General features: G+C 64.1%; 10 protein-coding genes. 4 read left to right on the plus strand and 6 right to left on the minus strand.

Going from position 1 to position 12,282, the window contains the following annotated elements:
* Positions 1-254: 254 nt before the first annotated feature.
* The 3 genes from mksF to mksB form a co-directional block, all read right to left on the minus strand.
* The gene (gene mksF / locus DBO86_RS00530) at positions 255-3,086 is read right to left on the minus strand and encodes an Mks condensin complex protein MksF (RefSeq protein ID WP_108232694.1); all 2,832 of its coding nucleotides are present in this window, start codon (positions 3,084-3,086) and stop codon (positions 255-257) included.
* Positions 3,083-3,775: an Mks condensin complex protein MksE gene (gene mksE / locus DBO86_RS00535; RefSeq protein WP_108232695.1), complete on the minus strand. Its 693-nt coding sequence runs from the start codon at positions 3,773-3,775 to the stop codon at positions 3,083-3,085. Before mksE ends, mksF begins: the two co-directional genes overlap by 4 nt.
* A gap of 158 nt (positions 3,776-3,933) precedes the next feature.
* Positions 3,934-5,175, minus strand: a complete 1,242-nt coding sequence (gene mksB, locus DBO86_RS00540) for an Mks condensin complex protein MksB (RefSeq protein ID WP_108232696.1) — start codon at positions 5,173-5,175, stop codon at positions 3,934-3,936.
* Between the two features lie 309 nt (positions 5,176-5,484).
* On the opposite strand from mksB, the gene DBO86_RS00545 reads away from it, so the two are divergent.
* The 4 genes from DBO86_RS00545 to rimI all read left to right on the plus strand — a co-directional run bounded on the left by DBO86_RS00545 (position 5,485) and on the right by rimI (position 9,374).
* A complete protein-coding gene (locus tag DBO86_RS00545) occupies positions 5,485-6,582 on the plus strand; it encodes a carboxynorspermidine decarboxylase (protein WP_108232697.1) in 1,098 nt (365 codons plus the stop codon).
* Positions 6,583-6,710: 128 nt separating this feature from the next.
* Entirely contained in the window at positions 6,711-7,949 is a 1,239-nt protein-coding gene (locus tag DBO86_RS00550) for a saccharopine dehydrogenase family protein (protein ID WP_059392957.1), read from the plus strand.
* Positions 7,950-8,102: 153 nt separating this feature from the next.
* Positions 8,103-8,891: an energy transducer TonB gene (locus tag DBO86_RS00555; protein WP_090431854.1), complete on the plus strand. Its 789-nt coding sequence runs from the start codon at positions 8,103-8,105 to the stop codon at positions 8,889-8,891.
* 30 nt (positions 8,892-8,921) lie between these two features.
* Positions 8,922-9,374, plus strand: coding sequence for a ribosomal protein S18-alanine N-acetyltransferase (gene rimI, locus DBO86_RS00560; RefSeq protein ID WP_024309357.1), 453 nt, complete (start codon positions 8,922-8,924; stop codon positions 9,372-9,374).
* A gap of 185 nt (positions 9,375-9,559) precedes the next feature.
* Here rimI and DBO86_RS00565 read toward each other — a convergent pair whose 3' ends face one another.
* From DBO86_RS00565 to hmpA, 3 genes are read right to left on the minus strand one after another with little or no spacing between them, the layout of a single operon-like run.
* Positions 9,560-10,735 carry an NnrS family protein gene (locus DBO86_RS00565; protein ID WP_108232698.1) on the minus strand — a complete coding sequence of 392 codons (1,176 nt, stop codon included), beginning with the start codon at positions 10,733-10,735 and terminating at the stop codon, positions 9,560-9,562.
* Positions 10,722-10,973, minus strand: a complete 252-nt coding sequence (locus DBO86_RS00570; protein WP_108232699.1) for a transmembrane sensor/regulator PpyR — start codon at positions 10,971-10,973, stop codon at positions 10,722-10,724. The genes DBO86_RS00565 and DBO86_RS00570 overlap by 14 nt, the downstream gene beginning before the upstream one ends.
* Positions 10,974-10,976: 3 nt before the next feature.
* Positions 10,977-12,173: an NO-inducible flavohemoprotein gene (hmpA, locus tag DBO86_RS00575; RefSeq protein ID WP_108232700.1), complete on the minus strand. Its 1,197-nt coding sequence runs from the start codon at positions 12,171-12,173 to the stop codon at positions 10,977-10,979.
* Positions 12,174-12,282: the final 109 nt, after the last annotated feature.

Below are 12,282 nucleotides of genomic sequence, written 5' to 3' on the forward strand. Positions count from 1 at the left end.
AAACTCCGAGGGCCGGTCTGGGCGCTTAGCTACCGCAGGCGACACATCAACGGAACCAAGCTCGCTGATGCTGTTTGTCAGTAGGCAGGAACCGCCGTATACGGAACCGTACGTACGGTGGTGTGGGAGGACGGCGGGGGTGACCCCGCCTCCTACCCGATTTTGCGGCTATAAAGGCTCGCGGCTAAAGCGGAATGCCGCCCAGCCGCTCCTACACGTGCGTGGGTCGTAGGAGCGGCTTTAGCTGCGACGAGTCAGGCCGGCTCGGTGGCTTCTTCCTGCGCAGGCGCCTGAGCCTTGGCATTCTCGCGTGGCTTGATGAATTTCCAGTCCGCCTCGTCGATATAGATACCGTTGGGGCCGCTGCCGCCTTCCAGGTCGATGGCCACATGGGCCGAGACCTGCGGCTTGACCGAGGCCAGGATCGGCACGAAGCCAAGCTGCAGGCTGGTTTCGATCAGCGCCTGCTGGTTGCGTTCGTCGATGTCCGCCGCCTCGTCCAGGTAGTAGGGCAGGCGCACGCGCCCGGCCAGCTCGCGATCCATCAGGTGCAGCAGCAGGTACATGTTGGTCAGCGCCTTGATGGTCATGGTGGTGCCGTTGGAAGCAGCGCCATCGATGTCCGTGTGGATCACCGGTTGGCCATGCACCTTGGTGATCTCGAAGGCCAGTTCGAACAGATCTTTCAGACCCAGCTGGTTGCCGTTGGCGGCTACCAGGCGCGACAGGTAGTCCTTGGCTTCCTCGTTCTTCGTATCCTGATCGGCTGATTGCGACAGGTCGAATACCGACAGGGTTTCGCCTTCCTCATATTGGCCGGCGCTGTGGATTATCTGATCGATATGGCGCAGGGCTTCCTTGTTCGGTGCCAGGACGATGCGGAAGCTTTGCAGGTTGGAGACCTGGCGCTTGTTGATCTCGCGGTTGAACAGCGCCAGTTGGTGTTCCAGGTTGTCGTAGTCGCTGCGGATATTGCGCAGGGTACGGGCGATATCGGTGACTGCCGCACGGCGCGCCTTGGCCAGGGTCAGGGCTTCGTCCTGGCGGTGGGCGTAAGCGTTGACCAGCAGTTGCAGGCGGCGCTCGACGTCGTCCTCGCTGTCGAACTTGGCAACGCCCTTGAGGCGTACCTGGGCGTAGAGCGCTTCGATCTGACCGTCGATACGCTGCAGCGCCTGCCAGGTGTCCTGGTAGTCGTTAAGCAGCGGCAGCAGGTTGTCCAGCGAGTCGTCCACCGGCTCCATGAACGGCGTGCCGAATGGCAGGTCGGCCGGCAGCAACTGGCGACGACGCAGGGCATCTTCCAGGGTGCGTTCCTTGGCTTCCAGATCGGCCAGTTGGCGGCCGACCAGTTGCAGCTTGGCGGACAGCTGCTGCACGCGCTCGGCGAAGGCATCGCTGGCACGCTTGAGTTCGTCCTGGGCGCCTTCCAGCTCGGCCAGGCGCTCCAGCTTCTGCGGTTCCTCGGCGGCCAGGGTCTGGCTCTTGCGGAAGTCTTCCAGGGCCTTCTGCGCGTCCAGCACGGCCTGGTACAGCGTCTCAGCCTGGGCCTTGCTGGCGGCGCGGTCGGCGGCCACCGACTGCTGGGTCTTGAGCTGCTTGAGCTCGCGCTCCAGGCGATCCTTTTGGTCGCGCAGGGCAGCGCGGTCGGCCAGGGCCTGCAGGGCGGGTGGTTCGATATGGCTGAGGTCGATGGACAGGCCCGGCACGGCGAAGGTGTCGCCCTTGAAGCGATCCAGCACTGCTTCGACCGCCTTGACCCAGTCGTCACCGTCGGCCTGGATGCCCTTCTCGCCCAGTGGCAGGCTGAACAGCTGGCCGTTGAACAGGCGCATCAGGCGATCGACATCGGCCTGGCTGAATTCCTCGCGCAGGCGCGAGTAGCTGTTGTTGTCGGCGTGATCGAGTTGCTGCTTGACCGACTTGAGACGTTTTTCCAGGTCGCGCAGGCGCTCATCCAGGTCTTCGCTGGAGAACTGCCGCGACTGCGCCAGGGCGCCGGCCAGCTCATCGTGGGCGTCCTTGGCCGCGAGCAGTTGCTCTTCCAGCACCTTGGCGTTGTCCACCAGGGCGAAGCGGTTTTTCAGCACCGCAAGCTCGCCGAGCCAGCGCTGGATCTCGCTGATCTCGCGCTCCAGGCGCATCAGCTCACTGGTGCCGCCACGCTGCTCGTTCTGCAGGCCGTCCTGCTCGCTGCGGTAATGCTCGGCCTGGATCACCAGCTCTTCCTTGCGCGCATCGGCATAGTCGTGCCAGGTACCCAGCAGGTTGTCGAGCAGCGGCGAGAGGCGGTGCAGCTTGCCGCGCAGCACTTCGCGCTGGGCCACGCCCGAGGCCAGCGCTTCGATCAACGGGCCGGCGGTGACCAGCGCCTGGTAGTCCTGCTCCATACGGCGTACGTCGCGGAAGGCTTCCTCGGTGGCGGCGATATAGTCGACGCTGCCGGAGCGCAGGCTGTGCTCGAAGGCATCGAGGAACAGCTGCTTGAGCTTGGCGGCGGTGATCTCGCGCATGTGCAGCAGGTTGATGAACAGGGCGCGGAAGGTCTTCAGGCTCTGCTCGCTGGTCGAGCGCAGCGGGATCAGGGTCAGATCCAGTGGAATGCTGGTGTGACCGCCGACCAGCAGGCGACGCAGTTCGTCGGGCTTCAGTTCGTAGGCGGTGATGCCGGCCTGGCCGAGGTTCTTGAACAGCTCACGCTGACGCAGGCAGGTGCCGTTCTGCTGATAGTGCTCCAGATCCAGCTCGCCAGCGTAGGCGAAGAACTGGTGGCCGAAGCCGCCGCCCGGGCCGCGACCGGCTACGCCGATCACGTGCGGGCCGTGGGGCAGGGCGACTTCGACGAGGATGTAGCTGGTGTCTGATGCGAAGTAGAACTTGCGCGAGGCTTCCAGGCTGTACTTGCCGAAGCTCATGTCCGACATGCGCGCCAGGATGGGGAACTGCAGGGCGTTGATCGAGGCGGATTTACCCAGGTTGTTGGCGCCGTAGACCGACAGCGGGTTTTCCAGCGGGAACAGGCCGAGGCTGTAGCCGGCGGTATTCAGCAGGGCGAAGCGGCGGATGCCGTAGCGTTCCTGGCTCATGCGTCCATCTCCTGTGCGGCGCGTTCTTCGGCCATGGCGCGGGCCAGGGCGTCTTCCTCGGATTCTTCGACGCCCACGGCTTCAGTCGGATCGGCGTCGCCATCATCGTCCAGCAGCACCGGAGCCGGCAGCGGCAGGTCACTGCTGTGCAGGCTGGCGGCCAGGTCGCGGTCGTGCTGCACCGACAGGCAGACGTCGAGGAAACGATGCATCGGCGGCAGGAAACGGTACACACCGTTGCTGTCCTCGGCGAAGCCGAGCTGGATGAGACGACGGATGATCTTGTCTTCCAGCTCCTCGAAGGTGGTGACTTCGGCCTGCAGGAACAGGTCGCGGTACTTTTCCAGCAGCGCCGGCAACTCGTCACGGCCGATGCTGCCGCCGTCGAGTACGGAGAGCGGATCGCGGCCCTGGTCAGCCAGGTGCTCGACCAGAATGAAGGTGAACAGCGCCAGACGCTGGGCGGTTTTGTTCACCTGCGGCGCCACCTGCTCGGGTACGAAGTAGTAGAAGCCGCGCGGGTCGCAGACCAGCTCGAAACCGAGGGCGCGGAACAGCGAGCGATATTGATCCTGCATGCTCGACAGCTGGGCGTAGCACTCCGGCTCGCTGCGCGAGATGTGGTAGCCCTTGAACAGGTCGCGGAAGGCGGCCGCGAGCTGGGTCATTTCTTTCAGATCGATGTTCATACGCAAGTCATCTGACGAATGTGGGAGCGAGCTCTGCTCGCGAAGCGTCCCGTAGTCGTTCGCGAGCAGAGCTCGCTCCTACAGGCTCGATCAAGGCAATCAACAAGGTGGAGCAAAGAAGGCGTTGGCTGCGCGCCCTGGTCCACCCTAGGTAAAAATCAGGCACTGGGGCGGCCCACCAACGCATAGGAGCTGATGCTGATTTCGTGCTCGCGGGTCAGGTAGGTCTGACGTTCCAGGCGGTCGCGCTGGAAGCGGCCTTCACGCGACAGGCGCGAGAACCAGTAGAGCAACTCGTCGGTGGCGCCTTCCGGTTCCTGCTCCAGCAGCCAGGTCATCAGGTCCGGCAGTGGCAGGGCCTGTTCGCAGCGCTCGATCATTTCTCGCGCGGTTTTCGGCGCCTTGGGCGCGCCGCCCTTGCGGCTGCTGCTGGCCTTGGGGAAATGCGCCGGCTTGGCTTCGAAGCGGGCCAGGGCGTAGACGTAGGCCTCGACTTGGCTGGCCGAACCGAGGAAGTTGCTCTGTGGCCGGGTGAACAGCGGCATGGCTGCCTGTGGCACGGCGTCGATGCCTTTCTTGCGGATCACCGACAGTGCCAGCGCCGCGCCACGGGTCACGGCGTTGTGCCGACGGGCTTCCTCGCGCAGCGGCAGGAGCAGTTCGCGGGCCTTGCGCAGGGTGAGCTGGGCGGTGGTCTGCATTTCCAGGATGCGCGCGTGGGTACGTAGCAGCAGGTCATCGTCGACCAGTTGGCCGAGGCGCTGCTGGTCGCCGAGCAGGCGCAGCAGCACCTGTTCGACGCGGCGCACGCCCTGCTCGAAAGCGCCGTCGGCGGCGACCAGTTGAATCATCGGCTCGACGTATTCGTCCCAGGTGGCCAGCACTTCGGCATAGCGTTGGCGCAGGGGAATCTGCCGGTCGCTGGTCTTGGCCCGATCGGCCACGCTGACCAGCGCCTGTTCGTCGTTGGCCAGCTTCTTCAGCACGTCGCGCACGCGCATATCGAGCAGACGCAACTGACGCGCGAGGTCGTTGGCATCACGCACCTCGAAGGCGTCCTGGATATAGCCGGCCAGGCGCTCCAGGTGGCGCAGGTAGGCTTCGATTTCCAGGCACAGGCCGAGGCGGTGCTCGCGGCGCAGGTAGGCGAGAAAATCATGGATTTGCGCGTTGAGCTCGAAGCGGTTCGGGCTCTTGGCCACCGGCACCAGGATGTCCAGACGAATCCAGGTGTCGAGCAGGGCAGTGGTGTCGCTGGGCGTGGTGTCGGGCAACTGGGTGGCGAGCTGGTTGCGCAGCTCCACCAGGCTCAGGGTGCCGGCGTCGAAACGCTCGCAGAGCGGTTCGAGCAACGTCCAGTGTTCGGCGAGGGCGCGCAAAACGCGCTTGGGATCGATCATCGAGGCGCCGGGTCCAGGCAAGTGAAAAGGGGAGGATTGTACTGCAAGCGCGATGCCTGTTTTGAGTCCCAATCGATCAGAGGCATGGAGCAGCGATGCCGGGGACAAGCTTATCGCGACGTGACGTCATCGGGCTGTAACCAGGCTTTCATAGCCTGTCAGCCCAGGCAGGCCGAATAATGGTCATCGCCGGTTGTACAAAAAATCTCCAATGCCCTTTCGATATTCATCGGTTATCGGCACAATTCGCGTCCACTTTTTTCCGGGGGCCACAAGGCACCCCTTGGCCGACCTTGCTGGAGCGACGAGATGATCCAGACGCCGTACTACCTCATCGACAAACAGAAGCTCCTGGTCAACCTGGAGAAGATCGCCTATGTGCGCGAGAACTCGGGCGCCAAGGCGCTGCTGGCGCTGAAATGCTTCGCCACCTGGTCGGTGTTCGACCTGATGCAGCAATATATGGACGGCACGACCTCATCGTCCCTCTATGAGTTGAAGCTCGGCCGGCAGAAGTTCGCCGGCGAAACCCACGCCTACAGCGTGGCCTGGGCCGACGACGAGATCGAAGAGATGGTCGCCAACTGCGACAAGATCATCTTCAACTCCATCGGCCAGCTCGAACGCTTCGCCGAGCGGACCGAAGGCACCATCCGCGGCCTGCGCGTCAACCCGCAGGTGAGCAGCTCCGACTACCTGCTGGCCGACCCGGCGCGTCCGTTCAGCCGCCTCGGCGAGTGGGACCCGGAAAAGATCGCCAAGGTCATGGGGCAGATTTCCGGCTTCATGTTCCACAACAACTGCGAGAACGGCAGCTTCGAGCTGTTCGACAAGATGCTGAGCACCATCGAGGAGCGCTTCGGCCACCTGATCGCCCAGGTCGAGTGGGTCAGCCTCGGCGGTGGCATCCATTTCACCGGCGAGGGCTATCCGCTCGATGCCTTCTGCGCGCGCCTGAAAGCCTTCTCGGAAAAATACGGCGTGCAGGTGTACCTGGAGCCGGGCGAAGCGGCGATCACCCTCAGCGCCTCGCTGGAAGTGACCGTGCTCGACACCCTGTACAACGGCAAGAACCTGGCGGTGGTCGACAGCTCCATCGAAGCGCACATGCTCGACCTCCTGATCTATCGCCTCAACGCCAAGATGGCGCCGAACGACGGCGAACACAGCTACATGGTGTGCGGCAAGAGCTGCCTGGCCGGCGATATCTTCGGCGAGTACCAGTTCGACAAGCCGCTGAAGATCGGTGACCGTCTGTCGTTCATCGACGCGGCCGGCTACACCATGGTCAAGAAGAACTGGTTCAACGGCCTGAAGATGCCGTCCATCGTGGTGAAACAACTCGACGGTAGCATCGAAGTGGTTCGCCAGTTCGAGTTCGACGACTACCTGTCCAGCCTGTCCTGACATTGCTGCGGTGGGCTGAAGCCCACCCTACGGCTCAAGACTCGGTGTAGGGTGGGCCGGGCGGCGTTCCGCTTCGGCCCACCTCAGCACATGCTTTCAACAAACGCAGTTCTCTGGAGGTGAAACAATTGAAGAAGAATGTTCTGATCATTGGTGCAGGAGGTGTTGCCAAGGTGGTGGCCCATAAGTGCGCGCAACACAATGACGAGTTAGGTCGCATTGCAATTGCGTCGCGCAACATCTCCAAATGCCAGGCCATCATCGACAGCGTGCAGGCCAAGGGCGGCCTCAAGCAGCCCGGCGAGATCAAGGCCTATGCGCTGAACGCCCTGGACGTGGAAGCGACCAAGGCTCTGATCCGCGAGACCGAATCGCAGATCGTCATCAACGTCGGTTCGGCATTTCTCAACATGTCCGTGCTGCGCGCCTGCATCGACACCGGCGTCGCCTATCTGGACACCGCCATCCACGAAGATCCGAGCAAGATCTGCGAAACCCCGCCGTGGTATGGCAACTACGAGTGGAAGCACCTGGCCGAATGCCAGGAAAAGGGCGTGACCGCCATCCTCGGCGTGGGTTTCGACCCGGGCGTGGTCAACTCCTATGCCGCTCTGGCGCAACAACAGTACTTCGACAAGATCGAGTCGATCGACATCCTCGACGTCAACGCCGGTTCGCACGGCAAGTACTTCGCCACCAATTTCGACCCGGAAATCAATTTCCGCGAATTCACCGGCACGGTCTACAGCTGGCAGAACAGCCAGTGGGTGAGCAACCGCATGTTCGAAGTCAAACGCACCGACGATCTGCCGGTGGTGGGCGAACAGAACCTGTACCTGACCGGCCATGACGAGGTGCACTCGCTGTCCAAGCACCTCGACGTACCGAACGTCCGCTTCTGGATGAGCTTCGGCGACCACTACATCAACGTGTTCACCGTGCTGAAGAACCTCGGCCTGCTCTCCGAGCAGCCGGTCAAGACCGCTGAAGGTCTCGAAGTGGTACCGCTGAAAGTGGTCAAGGCCGTGCTGCCGGATCCCGCCTCGCTGGCGCCGGGCTACACCGGCAAGACCTGCATCGGCGACCTGGTCAAGGGCACCAAGGATGGCCAGCCGCGCGAGCTGTTCATCTACAACGTCGCCGACCACGAAGAAGCCTTCGCCGAGACCGACAGCCAGGGCATCTCCTACACCGCCGGCGTGCCGCCGGTCGCCGCGGCGCTGCTGGTGGCGCGTGGCGAGTGGGATGCCAAGCGCATGGTCAACGTCGAGGAGCTGCCGGCCGAGCCGTTCCTCAAGCTCCTCGATGTGATGGGCCTGCCCACCCGCATCAAGGACGAGCACGGCGACCGTCCCTGGGATCAGTAATCTCAGGTGGCCTCCGAAAGCCCCGCTGCGCGAGCAGCGGGGTTTTTTGTTTCTGGGCGCTTTGTTTGCCCGCAATCTCCCTGCAACGCTTCCCGCTCCGGTCATTTCACGCGACAATCCGCCCCTGTTGAAAATCCTCTCTCTGGAGCGCCTGTGATTCCCGAACAGCGCCGTCGCGCCTACCTCGATGCCATGCAGGTAGCCACCTGGCTGCCGCGTACCGAGCTGCCCTTTGCCGCGCCATCGCGTGCCGAGTTGCTGGCGCCGCCGCCTGTTGAAGTGCCGCTGGCTATCGTGAGCGAACCGGTAGCCGCGGTGGCCGAGCCGGTACGCGAGAGCCCGGTCGAGCGGCCGAAGATCGAAATTCCACGCCCGGGCGCCCAGCCGCGCCAGGCAGCTGTCGAGCCGGTGGCCGAGGCGGAACCTGTCGAGGAAAAACCGGCCCGGGTCAGTGCGCCTCCGCCGCGTTTTGCCTTGCAGTTGCTGCGGGCTGGCGATTGCGCCCTGTTGGTGGAACTGCCCACCGGCCAGCCGTTCCAGAGTCGCGATCCGGCCTACATTCTGCTCAAGGATCTGCTGCGCGCCGCCGGTCTGCCGGACAGCCCGCAGTTGCTCGGCGAGCCGGTGCGCTGGCCGCTGCTGGTGCGCGGCAACATGGATCAGGGCCCGCAAGCGGCGCTGGAATTCGTGCAGAGCTTCGTCGCTGCGCGTCTGGAGGAGCAGCCCAGCGTCTGCCTGTGGCTGGTTGGCCTGCCGGCCATTCGCTTTGCCGGCGAGGGTGACGAGCACAGCTACAACCGCGAGCTGCAGATCGAAGGCCTTGGCGCCTGCTGGGCCTTGCCGGGCCTGGAGCTGCTGATGGAAGAGCCGACGCGCAAGCGTGAGCTGTGGCAGGCCATGCGGCGCGTTCGCCAGCGTTGGTCAATCCCTGCCCAATCCTGAGAACCCGTCTTTGAGCCCGAGTTACGCCCGATGAGCGATGCGATTTCCTTCCGCCCGATGACCGAGGCGGACCTCGATGCCGTGCTGAAGATCGAATACGCCGCCTTCAGTCATCCCTGGACGCGCGGCATCTTCACCGACAGCCTCAAGTCCTATAACTGCTGGCTGATGTTCGAGGGCAACCAGCAGGTCGGTCATGGTGTGATCAACCTGATCCTCGACGAAGCGCATCTGCTCAATATCACCATCAAGCCGGAAAGCCAGGGCCGTGGTCTTGGCTTGCGCCTGCTCGAGCACCTGATGAAAGAGGCTTACGAGCTGGGCGGGCGCGAGTGTTTCCTGGAAGTGCGCGCCAGCAACCAGAGCGCCTACCGCCTGTACGAGCGCTTCGGCTTCAACGAGGTGGGGCGCCGCCGCGATTACTACCCGGCAGTCGGCGGGCGTGAAGATGCGCTGGTGATGGCCTGCACGCTAGTCGATTGAGGCCGCCTGCATAGGGTGGATGGCGCGTTGTCGATCCATCTCCCTGGTGGATGTGAAGAAGCGACATCTACCCTACGCGCCAACACCTGCGTCTGATTCGGTGCGCACGGCGCACCCTACGCGAACGCGCTAGTCCCTCCGCCCGTAGGGGGCGCCGTGCGCACCGACATTTCCGCCAGCGCTTATCACCCAGGATGCCCATCCACCCGCGCCCGACACAGCATCGGCGCGTAATACCAGGCGAACAGGGCGAAGGCTACGCCCCAGCAAAGCGCTGCCAACCATAGCCACCCGCCACCGCATGTGACCCGAATCAGCGCGCCCAGATTGAGCAGACCGAAGGCCCAGGCCATTGCCTTCGGCGGTTGCAATGCGCGGCCGGTATGACCGAGGCTGACCCGCGCCATCATCGCCAGGATCAGCCCGCCCATCGCACCCACCGCCAGCGCGTGGTTGGCCAGGCTGGGTTGCGTCAGCCAACCCAGGTGCCACGCAGCCATGCCGAGTGTGGCCAGCAAAAGCCAGGCGTAGGCCAGGTGCAGCGACCACAGCAGCGGCACGCGCCAGATGCCGCGCAGGTGCCAGCGCCACAGGCGCAGGCCGTGCAGCGCGCTCAGCACGATGAAGGGGGCAGCCAGCCAGGGACTGGCCAGCAGGTTATGCCCGCTGGCGAACAGTGCGGCGACCAGCACGCCGCAGACCAGCAGCAAGCGATCCAGCCAGGGATGGGCGGCGAAGGCTTCGACCCGACCCAGGCCGCGCTGGGTGAAGAAGGGAATCACCCGACCGCCGATCAGGCTCAGCATCACGGCGATCAGCCAAAGTGCGGCCAGTGCGCCACGGCGTTGCAGGCCATCATCGCCCTGCACCAGGCCGGCGAGCGTGAGGGACTGGCACAGCGCGAGCAGGCTCAGCACCAGCAGGATCGGGTAGTTGTTGCGTTGCCGGGCGGTGATCAGCTGGCGCGCCATCTGCGCAATGAACAGGCCGATAAACACCAGTTGCAGTGCGATCAGCATTGCCAGCGGCACGGGGAAGAACCACGCCAGGCGCGCGGCCAACCACAGCCCGAACAGCGCAATCAGGGGGCGGCCGCTGAGACCCGGACTCCCGGTCCAGGTCTGCACGGCAGTCAGCAGGAAGCCGGCGATGATCGCCAGGCCGAAACCAAAGGGCATTTCGTGGCGATGCCAGGCCAGCATGCCTCCCGGCACCGCAGGGTTGATCAGACCGTGCAGCGCCGCCGCCCAGAAGGCGACGGCGAGCAGGCCGAACAGTGCGCCAGCAAGGAAGAACGGACGAAAGCCCAGGCGCCACAGTGGCGTGATGGCCAGGGCCCGCTTGCGATCAAGCAACTGCATGTACGTATGCCTCGTCTTTCAGGCGTTGCTGCGCGACCAGGCGCAGCACATAGCCGATCTTCAAGATGCTGGGACCGAGCAGTGTCAGGCTGTGCGCCAGCACCAGCGTCGGCACGTTCAGCTGCTTCTCCAGGCCATAGGCTGCCACCAGCCCCACCAGCAGCAGGATCAGGCCGACCCAGAGCAATTGGCTGGACAGGTGCAGGATCTGCAGCGGTGGAAGATTCAGTGGGTACATGCTTCACCTCCTCATCGTGCAGCTATCCAGAGCCGAGGCCGGGCCGAAGAACTCGTAGCGGCTCTGCTCGGCAGGTACGCCCAGTGCCTGCAGGTGGCGCCTGACCTGGGCCATGAAGGGTTTCGGGCCGAGGAAGTAGGCGTCCAGATCGCGCTCGGCCGGCAGCCACTGCTCCAGCAGTTCGCGGCTGAGAAAACCCTCGGCGTCGGCCGCATCCCCCGCACGCGGCTCGCTGTAGCACACGTAATGGCGAATCTGCGGATGCTCGGCGGCATGCGCATCGACCCAGTCGCGGAAGGCGTGCACCTCGGCATTGCGTGCGCAGTGGATGAAGTGGATCGGCCGGCCCGAATGCCGCGCAGCATCGAGCATGGTCAGCGCCGGGGTAATGCCGACACCGGCGCTGATCAGGGCCAGCGGCTTGTTCGACGCGCTCAGGGTGAACTCGCCTGCGGGCGGGAACAGCTCCAGCACATCGCCAACCTGAACCTTGTCATGCAGATGGTTGGACACACGGCCGCCTGGCTCGCGCTTGACGCTGATGCGGTACTCACGGCCGTTAGCCAGGGCCGACAGCGAGTAGTTGCGGCGTACCTCTTCGCCGTTCAGCTGCAGGCGCATACCGATGTACTGGCCGGGCTGATGGTCGAGCAGGGCGCCGCCATCGACAGGCTGCAGGTAGAAGGAAACGATCTCGGCGCTTTCGACGACCTTGCGTGCTACGCGGAAGGCCCGCGCGCCACGCCAGCCGCCAGACGCTGCGGCATTCTGCGCGTACAGGCTTTCTTCTGCGCCGATCAAAATATCGGCCAGTTGTTGATAGGCTGCCGCCCAGGCATCGATCACCGCGTCGGTGGCGATCTCGGCGCCCAGTACCTCGCGGATCGCACGCAACAGGCAGTCGCCGACAATGGGGTAGTGCTCGGGGAGAATCTGCAGCGACACATGCTTGTTGACGATCTGCGCCACCAGCGGGCCGAGTGCTTCGAGGCGGTCGATATGCCGGGCGTACATCAGTACGCCGTTCGCCAGTGCGCGCGGCTGGTCGCCGCTGGCCTGGTGTGCCTGGTTGAACAGCGGACGTACCTCGGGGTGTTCGCTGAGCATCATTCGGTAGAAATGCGTGGTCAGCGCTTCGCCGCCGCTTTCCAGCAGAGGCACGGTGGCTTTGATCAGGTCACGTTGAGCATTGGTCAGCATGGGGGTATCTCCGCAAGGCAAATAAAGGCGCCGGTGTGGCTAATGCCGATCAGATAAGATTGCCAAAGCGGCCTTTCGTAGGAGCCCCGCCTCGGGGCGAAGCTTTTCA

The sequence above is a fragment of the Ectopseudomonas oleovorans genome (assembly GCF_003052605.1).
GTDB classification, from domain to species: domain Bacteria; phylum Pseudomonadota; class Gammaproteobacteria; order Pseudomonadales; family Pseudomonadaceae; genus Aquipseudomonas; species Aquipseudomonas oleovorans_A.

What these genes read in the sequence shown, in the direction of transcription:
- mksF (WP_108232694.1), bottom strand. Translation starts at nt 3,086, where the DNA reads ATGAGCCAGGAACGCTACGGCATCCGCCGCTTCGCCCTGCTGAATACC.
- mksE (WP_108232695.1), bottom strand. Translation starts at nt 3,775, where the DNA reads ATGAACATCGATCTGAAAGAAATGACCCAGCTCGCGGCCGCCTTCCGC.
- mksB (WP_108232696.1), bottom strand. Translation starts at nt 5,175, where the DNA reads ATGATCGATCCCAAGCGCGTTTTGCGCGCCCTCGCCGAACACTGGACG.
- DBO86_RS00545 (WP_108232697.1), top strand. Translation starts at nt 5,485, where the DNA reads ATGATCCAGACGCCGTACTACCTCATCGACAAACAGAAGCTCCTGGTC.
- rimI (WP_024309357.1), top strand. Translation starts at nt 8,922, where the DNA reads ATGAGCGATGCGATTTCCTTCCGCCCGATGACCGAGGCGGACCTCGAT.
- DBO86_RS00565 (WP_108232698.1), bottom strand. Translation starts at nt 10,735, where the DNA reads ATGCAGTTGCTTGATCGCAAGCGGGCCCTGGCCATCACGCCACTGTGG.
- DBO86_RS00570 (WP_108232699.1), bottom strand. Translation starts at nt 10,973, where the DNA reads ATGTACCCACTGAATCTTCCACCGCTGCAGATCCTGCACCTGTCCAGC.
- hmpA (WP_108232700.1), bottom strand. Translation starts at nt 12,173, where the DNA reads ATGCTGACCAATGCTCAACGTGACCTGATCAAAGCCACCGTGCCTCTG.